Here is a 22,582-nt window from a genome sequence, read left to right on the forward strand (position 1 = left end):
CCACGGTCGTTGTCACCGACTGCGCTTCTTGCCTCCGACCGGCACCAACGGGGTGGACGCGCAACGACAGTCCGCCTCGGGAACGGACACGGCGCTGATGGTGGGGCCGCGCAGCAGACCGGTGGTGATGGTCTCGCCCGAATGGGCGTATTTGACCCACTGGTCCCACTCGTCCTTGAACGCGACCTCGTCCTCGGACTTACCCATCGCGGCGCGCAGCGTGCTGGCCAACCACTGCGCCACCTCGTCCGGAGTGTGCAGGATTTCCACGGCGTCGAGCCGGGACAACCGCTCGTGGGCGGACATCGCCTGGTTCAACGGCGCGTCCTCGACGTAGCCGTGATGATGAGTGCCGCTGGTGTGCTGTCCCACGGAAGTCCTTTCAGCCGGTTGGTTCCGTCCGAACGGTGGGGCGCCCCGCTGCTCGAACCGAGCGACGGGTCGCCCCACCGACGGGTACCGCCGTTGGCCACCGTACCGAACGTCGGGCCGGAATCACCCGATCACGACCGCGGCGGGGCGGTGAACCGCCCGGCCTCCCGGTGCTCTCGGGCGGCGCGGGAAACCGTGGGAACCGTCCGGTGCGGATCAGCCCGGCACGGATCGCGTGACGTCGGCGATGCGGTCGGTGACCTCGTCGGCCCGCTCCATCGGGAGCATGTGCCCGGCACCGCCGTAGAGGTAGAACCCCGCTTCGGGGAGTCGCTCCGACATGCGACGAGCGTGCGGCAGCGGACACAGCCTGTCGGACAGACCGGCCAGAATCACGGTCGGCACCGCGGGCAGGCTCGCCAGCGCGGCTCCCCGTTCGTGTTCGGCCAGGGACTGCCGGAAACCGGCGAAGCTGGCCGGATGACAACCGGCCACCCAGTCCGCGCTCTCGGCGACATCGGCCGCGGCGGGACCGCTGCCGAACAGCAGCCAGCGCAGCCCGGGGCGCATCCACCCCGAGCGGGGGCTGACCCGGCGCGCGGACGAACGGGCCAGCACGGTTCGCAACTTTCGCTCCCCCGCGTTGAACACCCTGGCGAGCGGGTCCGGCAGCCGCAGCCCGGGGGCCGAGAGCCCACCGCTGGAAGTGGCCACCAGCGCCACACCGGTGACACGCTCCGCCAACAGCCGCGGATGCCGCTCCGCGAGCGCCATGATGGTCATGCCTCCCATGGAGTGACCGGCCAGCACGATCGGTCCCTCCGGCACCCGATCCGCTATCACCTCGGCGAGGTCGTCGGCGCACTGCGCGATGGTCGCCGTCCCCTCGGGCGAGGGATCCGAGTCACCGTGCCCACGGTGGTCGAACCGCACGATCCGGACCGGTCCGCCGAGAGCCGCGGGCAACCGGTCGGTCACCCGGTCCCAGGTGTGCCGGGTGAGTGTCCAGCCGTGTATCAGCACAACCGTGACCGGCGCGTCCGGGCTGCCGCTCTCGTCGACCGCGAGGCGCGTACCGTCGGAAGTGCGCAGCAGCCGTGTTCCCTGTTCGAGTTGTTGTGCTGTCAACGGATCAGTCCAGCCTTCCGCCACAGGGCCATCCCGGGTTTGCCGATCAGGCCGACCTCGTCCAGAAACGACATGATCCTCTCACCGCTCCAGCGCACGGTCTCCCACCAGTTCGGGTTGGCCATGGCCGCCGCGTAGGCGTCCCTGGGGCGCAGCCCGACCGACTTGTAGATCCTGGGATTGATCAGTGCCTTGACGATGCAGAACCCGACCAGCGCCGTCATGAACTGGTGGTAGGCGCGCTGGGCGGCGTTGCACTCCCGCATCCGGCGGGTGACCTCCTCGCGGGCGAAGGTGACGTGCCGCGCCTCCTCCATCACGTGGATGCGGTTGACCATCCGCACCAGCGGCTGCACCCGCTCGTCGTACATCTGGTCGCGCTGGAACCGGTCCAGGAGTTCCTCCGCGACCAGGATGGAGGCATAGGCCGAAGGGCCCTTCAGGATGGCGGGCAGCACCCGCCCCCCGGCGTGCAGGATCCGGACCGGCCCGTACGCGGGGGCACCGATGCGGTCGCAGGCCTTGGCGAACATGGTGGAGTGCCTGCACTCGTCGGCCACCTCGGTCAACGCGTACTGGGCGTGATTGGTGCGCGGGTCCCGGTTGTAGAAGTCCTTGAGCAGCATCTGCATCAGCAGCACCTCGAACCAGAGGCCGTTCGAGGCGATGCTGGCGAACTCGTGCTTGGTCAGTTCGACGCGCTGCCGCTCGGTGAGCCGATCCCAGAACCGAGTGCCGTAGAGCGTACTGCGGTGGAAGGGGATGTAGGGCTGATCCTGCGCCAGTGGCGCGTCCCAGTCGATGTCGACCTCGGGGTCGTAGCTGTTCTTGGCCGATGACTTGAGTAATCGGGAAGCCGTTTTTTCCCTGTCGTTGACCTGGAGAGCCTTGGTCATGATCGCTGGTCACCTTTCGGAGGGAAACCCTGCGGACAATTGCGTGTTACGGCAAGTAACAGCTACCTTGGGTAGCGTGAGCCAGATCTCCCGGCCTGTCAAGGCCAAGCAGTCAACGGGACACGGCGACGCCCGCAGGGAACGCTGGCGCGGACACCGGCAGGCCAGGCGAGCCGAGTTCGTCGAGGCCGCCGTTCGGGCCATCGGCAGCTGCGGAGCCGAAGTCGGTATGGACGACATCGCCGCTGAGGCGGGGGTGAGCAAGCCCGTGCTGTACCGACACTTCAGCGACAAGAGCGATCTGTACCTCGCCGTCGGCGAGTGGGGAACGAATCTGCTCATGGAGCGGATCAGCCCGACCCTGCGGCAGGAGGGCAGCGCCCGCGAACGGATCCGCCGAATCATCGGCACCTATCTGGGGGTCATCGAGGAGTACCCGGAGCTGTACCGCTTCGTCGTGCGACGCAACTTCGCCGACCGGCCGGTACAGACCGACCCCGTCACCACCGAGAAGACGGTGATAGCCAACTCGCTCTCCCGGCTACTGGGCGAGTACATGCGCAGCCTGGAACTGGATTCGGGCGGCGTGGAGGCCTGGAGCCACGGTCTCGTCGGAATGGTGCAGGCCAGCGGTGACTGGTGGCTGGACCGGCACTCGATGAGCAGGGACGACCTGACCGAGTACCTGACGAAGATCATCTGGTTCGCCATCGACGGGGTGCTGCGCGCGGGGGGCATCGTCATCGACCCGGACGAACCACTGGAGATCGTCCCGCACCTGCGGGTCGTCGAGGACGACGTGGACTGACCGAGATCTCCCGCGCACTCGACGAGTGCTCACCGAGCGGAAATCACCGGGCGGAACTCCACGGGCGAAAGCTCCCACCGACAGCCGCCGTGGCGACCGCGGGATCGAGCGACCACCGCACGGTGGACGGCGCGAGCGTCATCGGAGGGCAACACGGGAACCGGACAGGTCCAGTCACCGGTTCCAGCCAAGGGAACGAAGGGCGATCAGATGTCACAGCGGGTCGAGGAACCACCGCGGGACGACGAGCACGGTGACGACGACTACCACGGCTCCGCCGTGGTCTTCACCGCCGAACGAGAGGCCAACGTGGAGGTGGTGCTGCGGGGCAACTTCCAGCCCATCGACGGAAGGTTCCACTGGTACGGCCGCGCGACGGCGGGCAGCGAGCTGGACGAGCTCGTGGACGGGCGCAGGGCAGAGGTCGTGCTGCGCACCCCGCACGGCGATGCCGTGGCCACCCTTTCCGACCCGGACCCGTGGAACCGCTATCGCATCACCGGACTGGGGCGCCCCCCGTTCCCGATCGACTCGGAGCTGGTCGAGCTCGGCGAGACGGACTGAACGGCGCCGCTTCCCGACGGCGCCCCGCCGGGAAGCGGCCCGGCCGGACGGCACGGCTCGTCGGGAAACCGGGAAAGCATTCGAGCACGCCGGTGCCTCGCGGACGCGACGCACCGGCGTGTCGACGTTCACACCGGCACTGGCCGGATCAACCCACTCCGAAACCGACGCGATGGGTCTCCGAAGCACCGATCTCGACGTAGGTGATCTTGGCGCTGGGCACGATGTAGCGCGTGCCCTTCTCGTCGTCGATCCGCAGGTTCCCCTCGGTGCTGCCCAGCGCCTCGGAAACCAGCTTCTCGACTTCCTCCTGGGACTGACCACTGTTCAGCGTGAGCTCGCGCGAGCCCTCGACGCCGACCTTGACCTCCACGTCACTGCCTCCTGTCGTAGCTGTGCACTCATAGCTGTCTACCGCGTTGACCACAGACTATCTGCTCGACCGGGCACGACGCGGAACGATCCCCGGCGCGGATCACCTCGGACGCGCGACGGAGCCGCACGGTATGCCGGTACCGGCACCGCCCGAGGGCTCCGAACGAACACGGCACGGTGTCCCGCCGACGGAGATCGGCTCCGCGCCCCCGCGACCGGTTCGACGATCAGCCCAACCCGAGCCGGGACATCCGCTTGTTGTGGTTGTTCTGCAACCTGCGGAACAACGAGCCGATCCCCGCGAGATCCCCGGACCCCCTGATGATCAGTTCGGCGAGCGCGTCCCGTTCGGCCACGACCCACTGCGCGTTCGTCACCGCTTCCCCCAGCAGCCTGCGGCCCCAGAGGGTCAGCTTGTCCCGCAGCGTCTCGTCCTCGGCGCAGGCGGCCGAGACCTCGCGCTCCGCGAAGGCCGAGTGCCCGGTGTCCGACAACACCGTCAGCACCAGATCACGGGTCTCCTCGTCGAGCCAGTTGGCGACCTCGCGGTAGAAATCGGCTGCCAGCCCGTCCCCGACATAGGCCTTCACCAACGACTCCAACCAGGAGTGCGGTGCGGTCGAGGCGTTGAACGCGTCGAAGGAACTCGCGAACGGACGCATCGCGTCCTCGACCGCGACGCCCCGGCTCGCGAGCCGTTCCTCCAGCAACCGGAAGTGCCCCATCTCGGCGGCGGCCATGCTCGCCAGTGCCGCTCGACCCGTCAGGGTGGGTGCCTCCCTGGAGTCCTCGGCCAGCCTGTCGAACGCGGAGAGCTCACCGTAGGCCAACGCGCCGAGCAGATCCTTCACCCCTTCGTTGTACTCGGCATGCGGCTCTTCGGACTCCGCCGCATCCTCGGAGCCCGCCACTCCGGAAGCCACAACGCTGTGCTCAGCCTCGCTCATGCCGCGAGCGTACCGCTCCCGCCCGGCACGCGGGATTACGGAACGGTTTCCGCCGTGTCGGGAGCAGCGCCGATCCCGCCCCCCTCCCGACCTGGGACAACGAGACAACTCCGAGGTCCATTAACGCATCCACGCCGATTACGCAAGAGGTGGCGTTCGCCATCCGGAGCCCGCAGGGTATGGGAAAACGGGTAGGCTCCCGGGAAGGGAGGTTTATTGGCGTCAGGCGGAGACCGTGACGTCGGCAGCCGATCCCGCGAGCGGCCGAGGACGGCGCTCGTCGGTGGACCACCCCGGTTGGCAGTACGCCGGTGGCAGGGGTCCGAGGTTATCGGCCCGACCGACGGAACACTTCGCGCACGGACACCACCACCTCGCTACAGGACCGAAGTGGGCAGCCACCGCCCGATGTGCCGGTGGGACACCGGGCACACGGCCCGATCACGACTCGGCGAACGCGGCCACGTGAGAGCGAACGGACATCGCTCGCACTCCGTGACACGCGCGGCGCGTACGGGTCAACGGGCCGAGGCGGACCGGGCGCCGACACAGTTCGCCACCTCGGCAGGGCAGGAGCCGGGAATCGTGCGGCCGAAAACGGCCCTCGTCCCGACCCCCGAGCCCGAGTGTGGTCACAAACCGATATCGCCACCCGTCGGTAAGCCGAGGCATCGGAACGACAGCCTGCGGAAACACGGTGTGAGCGAGAACGAGAGAGGCGATTATTCTGACGAACAGCGACGAGGTGACCGAGCCCGATCACTCCGGTGCGGAAGCCACTGCTGAGCAGCAGGGGTCAACCGAACAGCGGGAAGCGACGCAACCGGAAGCGGCGGTCAACGCGAACAGCCCCACTTTCGCCGAGTTGGGGGCGAACGAGGAGATCACGCGTGCGCTGCGCGAAGCGGGCATCGAACGCACCTTCACGATCCAGGAGATGACCCTACCGCTGGCGCTGCGTGGAGCGGACCTGATCGGGCAGGCCCGAACGGGTATGGGCAAGACTCTCGGGTTCGGCGTTCCCCTGCTGCAACGGATGCGGCTGCCCGGCGACGGAACACCGCAGGCACTGGTCGTGGTTCCCACCCGGGAACTGTGCATGCAGGTCACACGTGACCTGGAAGCGGCAGCGAGCTACCTGGGGGTGCGCAGTCTCGCGGTCTACGGCGGCAGGCCCTACGAACCGCAGATCGAAGGGCTGCGAGCGGGCGTGGACGTGGTCATCGGCACCCCGGGCAGACTGCTGGACCTGGCCGAGCAGAAACATCTCGTTCTCGGCAAGGTCGAGACCCTGGTGCTCGACGAGGCAGACGAGATGCTCGACCTGGGCTTTCTGCCCGACATCGAACGGATTCTGGGCATGGTCCCCGAGCAGCGTCAGACGATGCTGTTCTCCGCGACGATGCCCGACGCGATCATCAAACTCGCTCGCGACTTCCTGCACCAGCCGACCCAGATCCGGGCCGAGCAGGCCGACGAGAGCGCGGTGCACGAACGGACCCACCAGTTCGTCTACCGAGCGCACGCGATGGACAAACCGGAGCTGCTGGCTCGGACGTTGCAGGCCCGCGACCGCGGACTGACGATGATCTTCAGCCGCACCAAGCGCTCGGCCCAGAAACTGGCGGACGAACTCGTCGAACGAGGTTTCGCCGCGGGTTCGGTACACGGTGATCTCGGGCAGACCGCCAGGGAGAAGGCACTGCGTGCGTTCCGGAGCGGAAAGATCGACATCCTGGTGGCGACCGACGTCGCCGCGCGGGGGATCGACGTCGCGGGCGTGACCCACGTGATCAACCTGCAGTGCCCCGAGGACGAGAAGACCTACGTGCACCGGATCGGGCGAACCGGCCGTGCCGGACGCACCGGGGTGGCCGTAACGCTGGTGGACTGGGACGAGGAGAGCCGCTGGCAGCTGATCAACACTGAGCTCGGGTTGAACATGCCCCAGCCCGTGGAGACCTACTCCACCTCGGCTCACCTGTTCGAGGACCTCGACATTCCCTCCGACGCGGGCGGCAGGCTACCGCTGTCGATGCGCACCAGGACCGGTCTGGGCTCCGAGGAGGAGGAAAACGACGGCGGCAAGGGCAACCGGGGCAGGAGCAGGAAGCGCTCGGCACGCTCCGAGAAGCAGGCGGGCCGCACCGAGAACAACGAGGATGCCGGGAACCGGCCAGCACGGCGGAAGCGGCGTCGTACGCGGGGAGGCAAGCCGGTCGACGAGACGGTGAACCAGTCCGAGTCCACCTCCGACGCGGACGGTGGGCAGCAGAACTCGCAGCGACCGGCGCGCAGGCGCAACCGGACGCGACGCGGTTCCCCGGCGAAGAGCCGCACCGAGGAGGTGGCGGGTTCCTCAGGGCACTGAGCCCGCTACGCACCACGAACCCGCCGCGGGGATCCCGGGTCCCACGACCGCGGGAACCAACTCGGCGGCGGGTGCCCACTGGCGGTCTCGCGGGCGGTCGTGCACCGCGAGAACCGGGCCTGCGACGTCCTACTAGTCTCGAGGGGACGGAACTGTCGTAGCAGCGAGCAACCGGGAGCGACGTGGTACGGCCCGAACGGCGCACGAAGAGCGACATCGCCGTGACGCTGTTGCTCACCGTCGCGGTACTGAGCGGCGCCGGAACGCTCTGGTGGTTCAGCTCGGCCCGCGCGACCGAGCTGCACACCGCCGACCGACCGATCGAGCCGGCGCCGAGCGCGAGAACCGTGCCGGAGGATCTGAACCCGGTATGGCGGTCGCCGAGCTCGGCGACCCCTCACCCCGTGGTCGCGGGACCGGCCGTGGTGACGGGGAACGACGGTGCGGTGGTTGGCCGTGACCCCACCACCGGTGAGATCCGGTGGCGTTACAGCCGGGAGCGGGAACTGTGCACGGTGGGGTCCGAATGGGGTAACGCGATCGCGGTTTACCGCACGGCGCACAACTGCAGTGCCGTTACCACACTGCACGGTTCCGACGGTGAACGCGGTCCGCAACGCAACTCCGACGTGGGCTTCGGAACCCGGCTGCTGTCCGACGGGAGCTACGTGACCGCCACCGGAAGGCAGCTGTTCGAGACGTGGCGCTCGGACATGGTCCGTACACAGCAGTACGGCATCCCCACCGACATCAAGAACCCTGACAACAACCTGACCCGCCCGAACTGCGATTACTCGGCGACAGCGGTCGGTGATCGCAGGGTCGCGGTCATCGCCGAGTGCGCGGGTTCGGCCAGGGACCGGTTGACCGTGCTCAGGGCCAACCCCGAGGACGGCGAACAGCCCGAGGAAGTGATGACCACCCTGCTCGGCGGCGAGCGGGCAGGCGTGGTGGCGGTGAACCGGGAGCGGGTCGCCGTGGTGCTGCGGGACAGCGCGACGCTGGTGATCTACGACATGTCGGGAAAGCGCCGCGCGAGTTACGACGTCCGTCTCGGCGCCACCCCGGATCGGGGGTCGGCCGTGCGGGTGGAAGCGACCTCGGGCTCGGCGGGAACCTACTGGTACACCGGTCGGGATACGATAGCGCTCGACGAGAGCACGCTGCGCCCGCGCTGGACCGTGCGCGACACCTTGGGGACTCCCGCCGCGATGGCCGACGATCGGCTGGTTCCGGTGGCGGGCGGCCTGGCGGTGCACGACTCCGCTACGGGGGAGAAGCTCGGCGAGATCCCGATCGACCGGAAGAGCACGAGGGCACCTGTCCGAGTCGCGACCGTGGGAGACGTGGTGATGGAACAGCGCGGGGACACCGTCTTCGCCTACCGATGACGCCGTGCTCTTCGGCGCGGCGACGCCGCCGTCAATTTCTCGCGAAATCGCGGGCCGATGGGCAGGTGCGGCCCCGGCCGGCGTCAATTTCTCGCGAAATCGCCGCGCCGCTGTGACGCGGAGCCGAACCCCCACCACCCCCGCAGGGCGAGCTACCACCACTCCCGCAGGGCGAACTCCAGCCACTCACGCAAACCGCACTCCTACCACCCTGGCAACCGGCACCGCCGCGGGTTCTCCCGTGCGGCTCTCGCGAGGACGCCGGAGACGTTGTGTAGTACCTCCCCGATGTCGCCGGACCCGCAGCGAGAGCCGTGCGAGAGGTTCCGCCAAGCGACCAGTTACGTGAACCAAGCCGCAGACCCCCATCATGCCGCGTAAGCAGCGCGGGTGTCCCCGGTGCGTGAGTCGGATGCATCGCGAGGCCGGGCCGCTCGCCGCGTAGGTCGCTACTCAAGAGCCGGCCCAACGAAGCAAGGCGCCGACTCACGTGCCGGTTACGCAACCACCCCGGCAAGCCGTACCGCGGGTTCTAGAGCCACCACCAGTAGGTGAGGGTTCCGAGCACTACCAGCATGGCCGCGAGGGAGCACCACAAGGCCACCGGCCGCCTCCCCCTGTCGGCCGCGAGCTGCAGCAGCAACGCGGCGACGGAGGCCAGGCCGTGCCCCAACAGCATCCGCCATCCGGGGCCGACCCCTCCCAGAGCACTCCCCCAGAGCTGCACCCCGACGAGAGTGACCGCGAGCACCAGCAGCCCGGCGGTCAGCGCTCCCGTCAAACCGCGGAACGCCCTGCCGACAGCTCCTGGTCGGCGGGCTCCGTCGACGATGTGGAAGGCGTCCGTCGCTCGGTCCGCGTTCTCCCGGTGGTGTCCGGCGGCGATTCGCGGGCGTGTGGTCACTTCGTCGGCACCTCGGTCAGCGGATGCCCGCATCGCCCCGTCCTCGTCGGCTCCGGTCGGTCGCACGATTCACTCCCCCAGCAGGGCCCAGGGCTCTGTTTCGGGAACGGCACGCGTTCCCTCCGGACAATGCCGCCGGAACTCACACCCCGCGCACTGCGCACCTGGCCGTGCCGGGAAGACCCGGTCCGGATCGGCCCCTTCCGCGACCGACGTGGCCGCGTCACGGGATTCGCGGGCCAGCCGTTCGGCTCGTTGCCGGTGCTCGGCCAGCGAGTCGGCGGTGTGTCGCCATGTCACGATCTCCGAGGTTCGGAGGTGGTGCAACTCGACCTGCGGACAGGGGGTGTGCAACATGCGCCGGGTCGCCAGGGCGTACAGCGCGAGCGGTAACGAGTTCCGCGCGGCGTCGACGTCGGGGGGCTTCCTGCCCGCCTTGTAGTCGACGATCACCAGTTCACCGTCGCGCTCGTCGATGCGATCCACTCGCCCCTGCACGATGATCGTACCGACCGTAGCGCTGACCCACTTCTCGACTCCCACGGGCTCCCGCCGGACGCGGTCCCGCTCGACGTAGTCGCTCAGCCAGTCCAGGGCTCGTGCCAGGTAGTCCGCCGACTGTTCCGCACCGGCGAATCCGTCGGATTTCCAGTACCGGTTGACCAGCTCGCGCAGGCGGGCGGCCGTGCGTTGTTCGGAGGACAGTTCGTAGTAGGCGCGCAGCGCGTTGTGCAGCACCGCTCCCAGCGTGGTGTGCGCCATCGCGGGCCCCCGCGGCGGTTGGGGACGATCCACGTAGGCGAACCGGTATCGCCGGGGGCAGGACGACCAAGTGGTCAGCTTGGCCGGTGTGACCCGCACGAGCCGTTCCGGAATCCCGTCGAAAGCGAGTTGCCCCTGCACGGGCTCCACACTACGCAGCCGCTCCGTCGTCACGACCCGGGCGGGTCGCGTGCCGTCGGGGAAAGTGGATCGACGAAGCGCTACTAGCCGATGATCTTGCTTCCGGTGCAGTCGCCGAGCAATCGGTCCAGCGAGTCGGGCGGGGTGTTCTCGCTGCCTATCCGGATGTTCTTGTTCGTGCCGTGATAGTCGCTGCCCCCGGTGGGGACCAGACCGAGTTCGGCGACGAGCTCGCGCAGCCGGTGCCTAGCCGGTTCGTCGTGGTCGGGGTGCTCGACCTCCACACCGCGCAGACCGTGGCCCGCGAGTTCGGTGATCACTTCGGCGGTGACCGTCTGTCCCCTGCTGACCGCGAAGGGGTGTGCCAGCACGGTGGTGCCGCCCGCATCGGCGATCATGCGGATGGCGCGTTCGACCGGTGTGTCGGTGCGTGGCATGTAGTAGGGCGCGTGGGTACCCAGGTACCTGTCGAAGGCCTCGCTGACCGTGCTTACGGTGCCCCCCTCGACGAGCGCCCGCGCCAGATGGGGGCGTCCCCCCGGTGAGTCCGGCGGCAGCCCCGCCATCAGCGCCTCGGGATCGACCGGGAACCCGTCGTCGGCCATGCGCCGGGCCATCTGCTCGAGGCGTCCGCGACGCTCCGCCCGCAACCGCAGCTGCTCGTCCCGCAACGCGGGAGAATCGGGGTCGAACAGATATGCCAGCAGATGAACGGTGACGGTACCGCCCCGCCCGTCGGAGCTTTCGCAGGAGAGTTCCGCTCCGGGCACCAGTCGTAGCGCCGGTGGGGCGGACTCGCGCACCGCCTGCTCGGCTTCCGCCCAACCCGCCGAGGTGTCGTGATCGGTCAGGGCAACGACGTCCAGCCCCGCCGCCACCGCCGTTCGCACGACACCGGCGGGCGTGTCGGTGCCGTCGGATTCACTGGAGTGGACGTGCATGTCGATTCGCACGTCCACCAGTGTGACCGATACGGGCTCCGTTCGACACGGTCCGTCCGATCACTTTCCCGGTCCGAAAGTGTGAGCGGGAACGTCGTCCCCGGAAACCGGCTCAGCGGAAGTCCCGAAGGGACCACCCCGCGTTCCGCGCTACTCGGTCTTGACCTTGGTCCTTCCCCTGCCGACGGCGGCACGCCGGGCCTTGAGCATCGAGAAACGATCCTGCTGCGCCTTCTTCTCGCCGAACACGAGCGAGGAGATCGCGTCGAACACCTCTTCCGGGTTGGGCAGGTACTCGATGCGGTTGAGGGCCTGAATCTGTCCGGCGGACTCCACGATCAGCGTGCCGTACCCGAACACCCGGCCGGGAACGCTACGGGAATAGGTCAGATCGGTGACCTTGGTCACGGGCATCATCTGCACCGAGGTCATCAGGATGCCTTCGGTGATCATGAATCGTTTGTCCGTTACCACGATGCGTTCCACGTACCAGTCCAGCACCTGGTAGATGAATCGCAGCAGCACGAAGAGACCCGCGTACCACAGGATGTTCTGCAGCAGCCAGTTCTCTCCGGGGAACAGGTAGGAGATCATCATGAAGCCCGCGAGCAAGCCGGCGGCCTCGAAGATGTCCCACACGAGACAGGCCCAGTGCCTGCGCACTCTGATAACCCGTCGCTCGGTCTCCAGCAGGTACTCGTCCGGATCCCGTGGTGCGAACATAGCCACCACCCTCGCGTGGTTCGACTTTCCCGACCGGGACCGATCACGGTGTTCACAGTGCCAGTCACGGCCCCGAGCCGGGCTGTGCGCTCGTACGGCTCTTCACCGGTCGCGTGGCCGTTCGGCCGATGCCCCGCCCGGAGAAGAACCTCTCACTCAGCGGAACAGATTGCGCATGAACGTGATCACCGCCTCCGCGGACTGACGCAGGCTGTCGAGGATGCCGTCGACGACATCACTGGCCTCGTTCGGCGCGGAGATGAGGAAAAACAGCAGGAACGCGATCCCGGCCCAGGTGAGGATCTTCTTGATGTTCACTGTCACGCACCCCGTCTGATCTGACCTGTATTAGTGCTGGCACCTGCTGATCCGTTGTACCGCACTCATCGCCTGTACGGCAGGTTTTTAGCGCACTTGGGTCAGTGGGCGGGAACCGGCATCGAATTCACTACCCTGTGTGTCCATGACGGACTTCGGGAACGTGGTGATCCGCTGCGTGGGGGCGGTGGTACACGATCGGCACGGCCGGTTGTTGTTGATCAAACGAGCCAACGATCCTGGTCAGGGGAAGTGGTCGCTTCCAGGCGGCAAGGTCGAGGAGAACGAGGACGACGAGGCGGCCCTGCGGCGTGAGCTCGCGGAGGAGACGGGGCTGTCGGTAGCGATCGGCCCGGCGGTGGGGCGGCTGACGCGAGCGGGATCACACTACACGTACGACATAGTCGACTACTCCTGTCGTGTGACAGACACGAACATCATCCCAGGTGACGACGCTAGCGATGCGATGTGGACGGATCATGCGACATTCGCCACACTGCACCGGTCCGATGCGCTCACCGAGGGGCTGGCGGAGCTGCTGGAGCAGTGGAACTGCCTGCCCCGCGAAGCCTGAACCGAATCCCGAGAAACCCCTTATCGGGGGACGTTGCGGTCCTGGCGCACACATGTTGTCGACCACGCCCCAACAACGGGGGTAACCACATTGATCGACACTCGTCCCTGAAACCTCCAAATCTCACTCGAAAAGACGCGTTGCCGCACTATGCAATCCGGGACGGGCACCGGGAGAGCCACCGCCGAGTCGTCGCCCCGCCCGAAGCGGTTGTGCGTCCGGCGATCAAGTGAACACGCGGAGCACACCGGTTCGGACACCCCGCCGACCGGCGAGTAGGATGCACGGGTGGTCGGCCACCGACCCAGGACTCGTAGTCGAGCCGAACGGAGGTGAGGATACGTGCCAGACGCTGCCGGCGGCTCAAGCAGTGCGGACAGCGCACTGCCGTGCAGTATCGGCCGCATCCCCGCCGAACGATTCGGTCGGCACGGCTCGGGGCGTGCCGCGGTTCGCGGGTGATCCACCGGGCCGACTCCGGTGATCCACCGGAACGGGCGGGGATGCGCAGACGTGACACCGGATCCGGGTGTCACGGAACAGCCACGAAATCCCGCCCGGAGGTCCACCGTGCCAAGTCTGCCCAATCTGGGGTTGCGTAACCGCATCAGCCGCGGTGAACGCGGTTCCCGAAACGTCTCGGCCGTCACGGCTCGCCCCGCCTCTGTCGTGGACTGCGCCGTTTACGTCGAGGGCAAGCGATTGCCCGGTGAATGGTCCTACGAGGACGCGATGGCCGAGGTCCGCAGCAGGAGGAACGGTTTCGTCTGGATCGGACTGCACGAGCCGGAGCAGGATCGCATCAACGGAGTCGCGGACACCTTCGGGCTGCACGAGCTCGCCGTGGAGGACGCGGTGCACGCGCACCAGCGCCCCAAGCTGGAACGCTACGACGAGACGCTGTTCATGGTGCTCAAAACGGTGCGGTACGTACCGGACCGGGCCAGGGCCACCAACAGCGAGATCGTCAAGAGCGGCGAGCTCATGATCTTCCTCGGCCGGGACTTCGTGATCACCGTGCGGCACGGCAGCCAGGCCGCGCTCACCCGGGTGCGGACGGAACTCGAAGAGTCACCCGAGCAGTTGGCCCTGGGACCGTCGGCCGTGGTGCACGGTATCGCGGACCACGTGGTGGACAGCTACCTCGAGGTCACCGAGTCGATCCAGGACGACATCGATTCGATCGAGACGGAGGTCTTCGCCCCGCGCACCAGCATCGACGCGGAACAGATCTATCTGATGAAGCGCGAGGTCATGCAGCTGCGTCGTGCGGTCATGCCGCTTTCGCAACCGCTGCAACGGCTCGCGGGCGGGTACACCCCGCACGTCGCCGATCAGGTTCGGTCCTACTTCCGCGACGTCGAGGACCACCTCGCCACCGTCTCGGAACGGGTGGCCTCGTTCGACGAGCTGCTGACGACACTGGTCGACGCGACGCTCGCCAAGATCACGCTGCAGCAGAACACCGACATGCGCAAGATCTCCGCGTGGGTGGCGATCATCTCCACCCCCACCATGATCGCCGGCGTATACGGGATGAACTTCGACAGAATGCCGGAGACGAATTGGGCGTTCGGCTATCCCGTGACACTGCTGGTGATGATGGTGTGCTGCGTGGTGCTGTTCAAGATATTCCGCAAGAACAACTGGCTGTGACCGGTGCGGTAACGAATCGCGAATCGACGACGACACACCGGGCGGGGCCAGCCCCGGAGGGCGGGGCCGATCCGACCCGGCCGACGAAAACAGCAAGCCACGACGAACGACCGCGGGTGGGTACTTCACCGGTGGGTGCTCCACTGAAAGACCACGGACGGCTCGTATCGAACAAGTGGTGGTGCCACCGGCTCCGGGCGGACGGCACCGCGTGCGGCGGGTCGAGGGGATCGCTGCTGAACAGGGGAAACCGTTCCGTGAAGTTCCACGGACTCGAAGATCGTGGTTGGGAGGGAATCGTGCGACACATTCGGTGTGGACGGACCTCGGAACCGACACGGGAGGCGACGGCGCGGGCAGCGACGTCGTCCGGGCCACGAGAGCGGCGAAACGTCCGGCACGAACGAAAACCCGGCGCGATGTGGCACGTGACTCCCACACCCGCGCGCGGGGAATCCGTGACGTACTAGATTCATCCGGGAGACACCACGGGCCACATCGTGCGGCGAATCCCGTTCGCCCGGCGGTTCATACCGGGCGCGGAAATCGTTTCGATCTGCACAATGGGAGTACCGTCATGCCCCGTCTGGTCACCAATAAACTCGCCCTGTTGTTCACGCTGATCAACGGCTGGATTCTCACGCTGTTCGTGATCATCGCGAGTCAACTCTGAAACTTCCTCGGGGACGCGTTCCGGCGTGAACCACGGCTACACCGCCGAAGAATTCAGCGGCAACGTGTCCCTGCGAAGGAGTCGCCGCTCCGCCGGTCGGGGCACTCGCCGAGCTGTGCGAACACGCCTCGCGAGTATGCCGGCCGGGGAAGGCAACCATTCCCCTTACGGGTGAAAATACGGCGCCGGTTATCCCCCGGCGGAGCCGATTCGGCACGTGTGTGCGCCGGATGAGGTACAAATTCCGTTGTCAGCACAGGTGAACGACGGAAGTTGTATATGGTCAGGACACCGCCACGGTTGTTGCTCGCCGCCGCACCACTGACACTGCTGCTCGGTGCGTGGCAGTTGGCCCCGGCCGAGCAACACGACGCCGAAACGACCAAACAGACCAAGGGAATCGCCTACACCGCGGAGCCCCCCAAGCCGGAGCGGATCGACAGGACCGACAGCGACGAGGAGCTCTACGATCCGCACGAGATCGACCAGCTCGAACGGCCGGACGGTACCGGTGAGTCCGCCGTTCCCGGAACAACCGAGAGCACGAGCGGGAACGAGCCGCCGGAAGAGACCGGGAGCACCCACGAACCGAGTGAGATCGACAGGCCCGGCGGGCAGGGTTCGTCCGGCGAGGCCGACTCTTCCGGCGAGGCAGAGCGGCCCGGGAACGCTGCCAAGCCCGACGATACTGCCGAGTCCGGTGCGGCGGACGGCCGCGGCAAGGCCGAACGGATGCTCCGGTTGACCAACGAGGCGCGCGGCCTGGCCGGCTGTCCGGACCTGCGGTTGAACGAGACGCTGAACGACGCCGCGCAGCGGCACAGCGCGCAGATGGCCCGGCAGGACTATCTCGGTCACCGGAGCGCCGACGGTGCCGATCACATCAATCGCGCCAAACGAGCGGGCTATCCCTCGGTCTACGTGGGGGAGAACGTGGCGGCGGGCAACGCCGACGTGGCGAAGACGTTCCGGCAGTGGATGAACAGCCCGCAACACCGGGAGAACATCCTGAACTGCTCGTTCACCGAACTCGGTGTGGGATACGCCAGCGATCGGGACAGCCGGTGGACCCACTACTGGACCCAGATGTTCGGTAAAACCGACTCAGCGAAATGACGTCGGACCGGAATGACCATCGGTCCGGTGTCCCAGAACTCCGGTATCCCAGCGCTCCAGGGCCACGGTGGGACGCGGCCCGGCACGATCACGGACCGGCGTGCGGGAACCGGAACGTGGTGGACAGCCGAGTGCCGCCCCGGCGGGAGGAGCAACGGATGTGTCGGCACTGCCGCGCCGACACATCCGCGGGCTCCCCGGCGGCTGCGTGAAACTCACGGACAGCCGGTAGTAGTACTTCGTCGACCCGGTGCTCGTGGTCGTTTCCGTGGCAGAACCTCTCGCGGGCTCTCGCTCCGGAGAGGCCCGGCATCGAGTAGGTGGGTCACTGCTGCGAAGCCTGGCCGCCCATGGCGAGTCGAGCCAGCATGTCCCGGGCCTGTTCGGCGTGGCTGGGTTGGCTCAGTACGTCGTACCGTCCGGCCACGACCTGACTGGACGAGGAGAAGTCACGGCGGCCGCGCATGGAGGCGTACGTGATCGCGGCCGAGACCATGCCGAAAACGATCCCCGCCGCCAGCACCACCAGCACCGGCCCGAACCAGGGGTCCTGCACCGTCAGGATACTGATCACCAGTCCGATGAACAGTCCGAACCAACCACCGGAGAGCGCTCCGCTGCCGAGCACCCTTGCCCAGTTCAACCGTCCCGTGACGCGTTCGACCAGCATGAGGTCGACCCCGACGATCGTTACCTCCTGCACCGGAAAATTGTTGTCGGCGAGGTGATCGACGGCACGCTGCGCCTCCTCGTACGTGCCGTAGGAACCGATCGGCCAACCAGTCGGCGGCGTGGGCAAGCTGGGAAGCCCCGGAGCCGACCGGGCGGAGCCGGGAAACAGGCTGCTCACCGTAGACACCTCCGTAGAGACCGACGTCCCGCGCAGGAGCGTCGTCAGTGTTGTTCACCGGGGAACAACCGGTTGCTCCGGTGACCGGACCACGTTGATCCCGGCTCGTACGACCCGGGTTCGCACCGCGGCACGGCCCGAAACCTGCCGAATGTCCCTTCACCACCAGTCTACCTCGCCCGCCGCGGCGGGCAGCGTCCGTGATGATCTCCCTCCCGTTCGGGGCTGGCCGTTCGGGGCTGGCCGTTCGGGGACGGTCGGTAGCGGACCGGCCGGCTCCCGATACGAGCGGGACGGTGCGGGACCGCGAGAGCCCCGAGCGGATCAGTGACGCGGCGCGAGGGTGACCGGATCGATCCGGACCCGGCCGCCGACCACGGTCCCGACTCCACGACGTGCCGCTCGGCGATCGACCACCCAGGCGAAGAGCAGCACCGCGACGATCATCGGAATCACCTGGATCACCGGGTAGTCCCCCGACTGCTCGGTACTGGGAACCCCGCTCAGTCCGGCGACGAGCAGACTCAGCGCGTTGTTGGCGGTGTGCATGGCCACCGCCGCCTCCAGACCTCCGGTGCGGATGCTCAGCCAGCACATGATCGTGGCCATCAGGAAGAGCTCGACCCACACGAGCGGGTCGGTGTAGCCGTGGCCCAGCAGAAACACCAGCGAGGACAGCAGAATCCCCGGCCAGGGGGTGCGGAACCAGGCCGTCAGCGTCTGCAGCAGCAGACCGCGGAAGAACAGTTCCTCCGCGGCACTCTGCGCCGGCACCACGAGCACGGCCAGCAACGCCACCGCCAGATAGCGTCGCCAACCTGGGAAAGCGGGCATCGGCGCCCCGGACATCAGCTGCAGTGTGAGAATCGCGGCGAACAGCACGCCGAACACCAGCAGCGCCCAGAGCATCGTCTCGCCGAACCAACGAACCCGGGGCGTTCCGAGGACGCCGACCACGCTGCCGAAGCCACGTCGCTGCACCCATCGTGCCGTCAGCGCCACCGGAGGGATGAGCGCGATCAGCACGGCGAAGCTCAGGAACAGCACCGGCAACGGTGACGAGAGCACTTCCACGAGATGCCCGGGGGGCAGCACGATGCTCAGCGCCCCCAACGGCCCGGCGAAAACGATCATCCCGACCAACAGCACGGCGGCCAGCACCGACGCCGACAGGCTCAGGCCGAGCAACACCAGCAGCGCCACGGCGGGACGCCACCAGCGATGGGCCGAGTTGCGCGCGAGCAGGTGGAAGGGCGTTCCCTCCGGCACCAGGGCCGGGAAGTCGGGCTTCGGCGGAGGGCGCCGTGGGGACACCGCTCGGGCGTCACCACTGTTGTGGGAGGGGTAAGCAGCGGGGTCGGACACAACAGCATCCTAGGAGAGCTCGGTTCACCGTCCCATCACGACGCGCACGGGCGGCACTGGCAGCCAAGCCGCCCCCGTTCAGGTGCGCGAGGGTGTGTCCAGCGAACCACGCGGTCGCGGTTCGAGCACATCGGCGATGCTCAGCAACATCGTCTGTCCCCAGGCCGTGAGGAGCAGCGCCGCCAGGAGCCAGGACGAAACCGACCAGTCATGCAGCACCGCGGGAAGCAACAGCAGGCCGGGTATCACCGCACTGAGCACAGTGGCACCAACTCTGCCGGTCGTGCGCAGGGCGAAGGTGGCGTACCAGGTGATCGCGGCCCCGACCAGCGTCAGTCCCAACGGCCCCAGCCGCACTCCGAGACCGAACAGCCAGCAGCCGACGGCGACCAGCAGACCGGCTGCCGCCAGCCCGACCAGCGCTCGGGTGAGGGCGGCCGCACCGGAGGTCTTCAACCATCCCCAGCGCAACGCGGCGATCACCGCGAGCAGCGCGGCTACCCACCCCACCGCCCCCGGCCAGGAGTCGGACATCTCGATCACGTGCAGCCAGCGCCAGGTTTCGAGTTCCTCGACACGTCGCGCCTCGCGCATCGTGATGAACGCGAGCTCGTTCGTGCCCGGCGAGGAGGAGTCGCCATCGGACAGGGAGTCGATCACCGGGGAACGCATGAATTCGGTCAACGCGACGGCCGTGCCGCTCAGCGCCGTGCCCAGCGAGGCGCGACGGGGAGCTGCGAGTGCGAAGGCGAGCAGCATCGAGAGCGGTTTGAGCACGATCATGCTCGCGGTGGCGAGGGAACGGCGGAACCCCCGCCAGCCGGGCAGCAACGCCCGGTGGGCGAGCAGCGCGCAACGGGTGGCCAGCGAAGCCATTCGCCGTTCTTCCAGATCACTCGGACGTTGTTTGCCCACGTCGTAGGCACGTACCTGCTGGTCCAGCAAGCCGGGATCCCGCACCGCCCGGGCGTCGCCCGCGTTGGGGTCGGCCCCGGAGCCGACGGCGGCCACGAACGGGATCTCCTCGGCGGCAACCGTCCACTGCAACCGCTCCACCACGGCACGGCGGGTCACGGTCAGCGGGTGCTCGTCGGTGGGGTTGGCGAACAGGGCCTCGAGCTCGCTCCGCACCGCGCCGGAGTGCTCCGCCCAGCGCCCGGCGAGGAACTCGTGCCACTTTCTCGCGCTGGTCTCGTCGATTTCTCCCAGTTCCGCCTCGGTCGGCCGGCTGAGGATTCGCTGCAGCGCGTCTCCCAGACCGTCGGCTCCCAACTGTCCGTTGTGCCGGACCAACCGGTCCGGTTCGATCAGCATGGGGACCAGACCGGCCACCGCGTCCAGCCTGCCCCACATCCAGTCGTTGGCGCGCCACTTGGCGGACAGGAAGGCACCGAAGTTGCCCAGACCGGAGCCGCGCACCTTGTCCGCCAACGGGATCTCGCCCGCCGAGTCACGTAACGCGGTGAACGGCAACGGGCTCGAGTTGTCACCCGCCAGGCGGTGCAGCAGGATGTGCGAATCCGCGCCGGTGTCGACCTGCATGGGCGTGGTGAGTACGACCAGCTCGCGGAGCAGCCGCATCGGGTCGACGTCGGCGGCGAGTTCGAGCAGCGAGCGCGTCACTCCGTCGATCTCGACGAGGTCGCCCGGGGAGAGGGCCGCCATCAGGTCCCTCACCAGGCGCTCCAGGGTGGCCCAGCTCTCGGCGACCGCGTCCACGCCGAGGTCGTTCTCGGCGGCTTCCACACCCGAGGAGTTCACTATGGCGGACAGTTCGGCGTTGAACTCCGCCAGTCGCTGCCGAAACAACGATCCGAGCTCGGCCCCACTGTCGAGTGAGGCGGTGTCGAGGTTCCCCTCGCCGTGCTCCCCGAGCTCGGCACGCCCGCCATCGGGGTTCCGCTCGTCGAGCCCCCTCTCGTCGAGGACGCTGTCCAGCAGCGGCGCGAGCAGCGCCCCCACCGGGGAGGGCAACGCGTGCTGCAACCTGTGGTGCCGGTCGAGCACGCACTCGATCCAGCCGTCCAGCTCGGCCCGCACGAAAACGGGTTCGGTGCCGGCCGCGTGGATCCAGCAACGGTCGGTGTGCCCGCACACGGTCTCGGCGACGGTGCGCAGTCGGTACAGCGAAGCCTTCACGGCGGCGATCCGAGGGGACCGCCGGTGCGCCTCCAGTTCGCGGACCCAGCGCAGACATTCGTCCACTGCGGACAGCAGTGTGCGCACGTCGTCGAAGACCTCGCCGGGACGCCGCAGGGCGCGCGAGCGGTACTGCTCGGTCAGTCGATCGCGCAGCCCCGTGCACGCGGTCGCGGGCCACTCCAGCAGCGGCTGTTTCGGGATCGGGTCCAGCAACGGGGTGCCGGTGGTGTCCTCGGGAGCGGTGAGCAGCTCGTGCACCCGGAAAGCCCGGGTCTCGGCGAGCCGGGAGGCGTACTCGCCGGAAACCGCCCGTACCCGGTCGCCGAGCAGGCGAGCGCGGCGGGATCGCGGTGTCACGGCGAGTTCGGTGAGCACGGCGTCCCTGCGGCCGACGGCCCGGCGTACCGAGTCGTTGTGCCTGCCGATGCTGTCGATGTCGGTCAGCAGACTCTCCTGGCCGAGCTTCGCCCGCAGCGCCGTCGCGGTGACGGCTCGGGCGAACCGTTCGCCACGGGTCTCGGCACCGGGCGAGTCCGGCTCCGGATTGAGGTAGAGCAACCAGCGTTCGGTCGGGGCATCGGCCTCGAGCCGCCGGATGGCGTCGACCGCCGCGGTGACGGGGATGTTGTCCAGCACTCCACCGTCGATCACCCGGAAACGCTGCTCCTCGGAGGCGGCGATCTCGGAGAACCGGCCGTACAGGTTGGGCACCGAACCGTCCCGGGAGTCACCGTTCCGGTGGACCGGCGTGTCGCCGGAATCATCGGCGCGGAACACGGCGGGCTCGAAGGCCATCGGGAACGAGGAGGTGGCTCTGGCGGCCTGTGCGAGCAGGCGCGCGGTGGTTCGGGCCCGCTCGGCCGGACCGAAGTCGCTGAGCGGTTCGCCCGGTCTCCCGCGGTGCCGGAACCGGAACATCGCTCGCCTGCGTGCTTTGCCGAACTCACTGCCCACCGCGTCGAAATGCCGCTCGGCCACGGGATCCAGCAGTGTCGCGGTCAGCAGGAGTTCGACGCGTTCGACCGGTTCGGTCCGCCGTTCGCGGCCGATCTGCTCGGTGAGCAGTTCGGTCAGCTCCGCGCGGAAGTACTCGTCGCCCTCCAGCAGCGATTCCGGTTTGGGCTGCCAGGGCCGGGGAACCGTGCGGGCCATCGCCTCCAGGTCGGCCAGGCGGATCCAGGCGCGGCGCGTGGTCGTGAACGGCATGCCGTAGACCAACGATGCCGAGAGCAGTGTCGCGTTGAGACCTCCAGCCGAAGTACCGGCGAGCACGTCCACCTCGACGGACTCGTAACCGGCCAGCTCGGCCAGCTCGGCCCAGGGGTGGCGCTTCTCCGCCCGCTCCGCTCCGGCGCTTTCCACCGGGGCCCAGCGGCGCAACCGATCGATCTCGGCTACCGCTCCCCCGATCCAGACAGCCATGCTGGCGCCACCACGCAACGCGAGCGCGAGTCGCAACTGCCGCGAGGAATGCGAGTTGGGTTCACCACTGGACACTTCGGACTCGCCTCTCGATCGACCGGCCGATTGATTGGCACCTCCCGAAATCTACCCCCGGAAGGCGC

20 protein-coding genes are annotated in these 22,582 nt (G+C 68.0%); 7 read left to right on the forward strand and 13 right to left on the reverse strand.

The window, feature by feature from the left end; translation table 11 throughout:
* Positions 1-12: 12 nt before the first annotated feature.
* From BM150_RS00335 to BM150_RS00345, 3 genes are all read right to left on the reverse strand, one after another.
* Positions 13-372, reverse strand: coding sequence for a hypothetical protein (locus BM150_RS00335; protein ID WP_092922069.1), 360 nt, complete (start codon positions 370-372; stop codon positions 13-15).
* A 216-nt stretch (positions 373-588) separates the two neighbouring features.
* Complete coding sequence (locus BM150_RS00340; protein WP_092922072.1) at positions 589-1,500, reverse strand: alpha/beta fold hydrolase; 912 nt, start codon at positions 1,498-1,500, stop codon at positions 589-591.
* On the reverse strand, positions 1,497-2,396 hold the full coding sequence (locus tag BM150_RS00345; RefSeq protein ID WP_092922075.1) for an AurF N-oxygenase family protein: 900 nt from the start codon (positions 2,394-2,396) through the stop codon (positions 1,497-1,499). The genes BM150_RS00340 and BM150_RS00345 overlap by 4 nt, the downstream gene beginning before the upstream one ends.
* 76 nt (positions 2,397-2,472) lie before the next feature.
* Here BM150_RS00345 and BM150_RS00350 point away from each other — a divergent pair, with 76 nt between their 5' ends.
* Together BM150_RS00350 and BM150_RS00355 are read left to right on the forward strand one after the other, a co-directional pair.
* Positions 2,473-3,204, forward strand: a complete 732-nt coding sequence (locus BM150_RS00350) for a TetR/AcrR family transcriptional regulator (protein ID WP_092922078.1) — start codon at positions 2,473-2,475, stop codon at positions 3,202-3,204.
* 210 nt (positions 3,205-3,414) lie between these two features.
* The gene (locus BM150_RS00355; protein ID WP_092922081.1) at positions 3,415-3,768 is read left to right on the forward strand and encodes a DUF4873 domain-containing protein; all 354 of its coding nucleotides are present in this window, start codon (positions 3,415-3,417) and stop codon (positions 3,766-3,768) included.
* Positions 3,769-3,916: 148 nt separating this feature from the next.
* On the opposite strand, the gene BM150_RS00360 is transcribed toward BM150_RS00355, so the two are convergent.
* Both BM150_RS00360 and BM150_RS00365 read right to left on the reverse strand, forming a co-directional pair.
* Entirely contained in the window at positions 3,917-4,141 is a 225-nt protein-coding gene (locus BM150_RS00360; RefSeq protein WP_092922084.1) for a DUF3107 domain-containing protein, read from the reverse strand.
* A gap of 229 nt (positions 4,142-4,370) precedes the next feature.
* Positions 4,371-5,090 carry a ferritin-like fold-containing protein gene (locus BM150_RS00365; protein ID WP_092922087.1) on the reverse strand — a complete coding sequence of 240 codons (720 nt, stop codon included), beginning with the start codon at positions 5,088-5,090 and terminating at the stop codon, positions 4,371-4,373.
* A gap of 745 nt (positions 5,091-5,835) precedes the next feature.
* On the opposite strand from BM150_RS00365, the gene BM150_RS00370 reads away from it, so the two are divergent.
* Both BM150_RS00370 and BM150_RS00375 read left to right on the forward strand, forming a co-directional pair.
* Positions 5,836-7,461 carry a DEAD/DEAH box helicase gene (locus BM150_RS00370; RefSeq protein ID WP_245755170.1) on the forward strand — a complete coding sequence of 542 codons (1,626 nt, stop codon included), beginning with the start codon at positions 5,836-5,838 and terminating at the stop codon, positions 7,459-7,461.
* Between the two features lie 182 nt (positions 7,462-7,643).
* Positions 7,644-8,852, forward strand: a complete 1,209-nt coding sequence (locus BM150_RS00375) for an Rv3212 family protein (protein ID WP_092922090.1) — start codon at positions 7,644-7,646, stop codon at positions 8,850-8,852.
* A gap of 532 nt (positions 8,853-9,384) precedes the next feature.
* Here BM150_RS00375 and BM150_RS00380 read toward each other — a convergent pair.
* The 5 genes from BM150_RS00380 to BM150_RS23965 form a co-directional block, all read right to left on the reverse strand.
* Positions 9,385-9,822 (reverse strand): hypothetical protein, encoded by a 438-nt coding sequence (locus tag BM150_RS00380; protein WP_245755171.1) that lies wholly within the window; start codon positions 9,820-9,822, stop codon positions 9,385-9,387.
* Positions 9,823-9,825: 3 nt separating this feature from the next.
* Positions 9,826-10,659, reverse strand: coding sequence for a RecB family exonuclease (locus BM150_RS00385; RefSeq protein WP_092923137.1), 834 nt, complete (start codon positions 10,657-10,659; stop codon positions 9,826-9,828).
* 83 nt (positions 10,660-10,742) lie between these two features.
* The gene (locus BM150_RS00390) at positions 10,743-11,621 is read right to left on the reverse strand and encodes a PHP domain-containing protein (RefSeq protein WP_092922093.1); all 879 of its coding nucleotides are present in this window, start codon (positions 11,619-11,621) and stop codon (positions 10,743-10,745) included.
* Between the two features lie 129 nt (positions 11,622-11,750).
* A complete protein-coding gene (locus BM150_RS00395) occupies positions 11,751-12,323 on the reverse strand; it encodes a PH domain-containing protein (RefSeq protein ID WP_092922096.1) in 573 nt (190 codons plus the stop codon).
* A 156-nt stretch (positions 12,324-12,479) separates the two neighbouring features.
* On the reverse strand, positions 12,480-12,647 hold the full coding sequence (locus BM150_RS23965; protein WP_165400567.1) for a hypothetical protein: 168 nt from the start codon (positions 12,645-12,647) through the stop codon (positions 12,480-12,482).
* Positions 12,648-12,786: 139 nt separating this feature from the next.
* Between BM150_RS23965 and BM150_RS00400 the strand changes: the two genes are divergently transcribed.
* The 3 genes from BM150_RS00400 (at position 12,787) to BM150_RS24615 (ending at position 16,660) form a co-directional block, all read left to right on the forward strand.
* On the forward strand, positions 12,787-13,215 hold the full coding sequence (locus BM150_RS00400; RefSeq protein ID WP_175496608.1) for an NUDIX domain-containing protein: 429 nt from the start codon (positions 12,787-12,789) through the stop codon (positions 13,213-13,215).
* Positions 13,216-13,785: 570 nt separating this feature from the next.
* Positions 13,786-14,871 (forward strand): magnesium/cobalt transporter CorA, encoded by a 1,086-nt coding sequence (gene corA, locus BM150_RS00405; protein WP_092923143.1) that lies wholly within the window; start codon positions 13,786-13,788, stop codon positions 14,869-14,871.
* Between the two features lie 952 nt (positions 14,872-15,823).
* Positions 15,824-16,660, forward strand: a complete 837-nt coding sequence (locus BM150_RS24615; protein WP_245755173.1) for a CAP domain-containing protein — start codon at positions 15,824-15,826, stop codon at positions 16,658-16,660.
* 325 nt (positions 16,661-16,985) lie between these two features.
* Here BM150_RS24615 and BM150_RS00420 read toward each other — a convergent pair whose 3' ends face one another.
* The 3 genes from BM150_RS00420 to BM150_RS00430 all read right to left on the reverse strand — a co-directional run bounded on the left by BM150_RS00420 (position 16,986) and on the right by BM150_RS00430 (position 22,514).
* Positions 16,986-17,510 carry a YflT domain-containing protein gene (locus BM150_RS00420; protein WP_092922102.1) on the reverse strand — a complete coding sequence of 175 codons (525 nt, stop codon included), beginning with the start codon at positions 17,508-17,510 and terminating at the stop codon, positions 16,986-16,988.
* A 324-nt stretch (positions 17,511-17,834) separates the two neighbouring features.
* The gene (locus tag BM150_RS00425; RefSeq protein WP_245755174.1) at positions 17,835-18,875 is read right to left on the reverse strand and encodes a CPBP family intramembrane glutamic endopeptidase; all 1,041 of its coding nucleotides are present in this window, start codon (positions 18,873-18,875) and stop codon (positions 17,835-17,837) included.
* Between the two features lie 78 nt (positions 18,876-18,953).
* Positions 18,954-22,514 (reverse strand): patatin-like protein, encoded by a 3,561-nt coding sequence (locus tag BM150_RS00430; protein WP_092922109.1) that lies wholly within the window; start codon positions 22,512-22,514, stop codon positions 18,954-18,956.
* Between the last annotated feature and the right edge of the window lie 68 nt (positions 22,515-22,582).

It is taken from the genome of Actinopolyspora alba, assembly GCF_900112765.1.
GTDB classification, from domain to species: Bacteria; Actinomycetota; Actinomycetes; order Mycobacteriales; family Pseudonocardiaceae; genus Actinopolyspora; species Actinopolyspora alba.

Excerpts from the sequence above, each read along its gene's own strand:
- BM150_RS00345 (WP_092922075.1), bottom strand. The coding sequence starts at position 2,396 with ATGACCAAGGCTCTCCAGGTCAACGACAGGGAAAAAACGGCTTCCCGA.
- BM150_RS00355 (WP_092922081.1), top strand. The coding sequence starts at position 3,415 with ATGTCACAGCGGGTCGAGGAACCACCGCGGGACGACGAGCACGGTGAC.
- BM150_RS00365 (WP_092922087.1), bottom strand. The coding sequence starts at position 5,090 with ATGAGCGAGGCTGAGCACAGCGTTGTGGCTTCCGGAGTGGCGGGCTCC.
- BM150_RS00395 (WP_092922096.1), bottom strand. The coding sequence starts at position 12,323 with ATGTTCGCACCACGGGATCCGGACGAGTACCTGCTGGAGACCGAGCGA.
- BM150_RS00400 (WP_175496608.1), top strand. The coding sequence starts at position 12,787 with ATGACGGACTTCGGGAACGTGGTGATCCGCTGCGTGGGGGCGGTGGTA.
- BM150_RS24615 (WP_245755173.1), top strand. The coding sequence starts at position 15,824 with ATGGTCAGGACACCGCCACGGTTGTTGCTCGCCGCCGCACCACTGACA.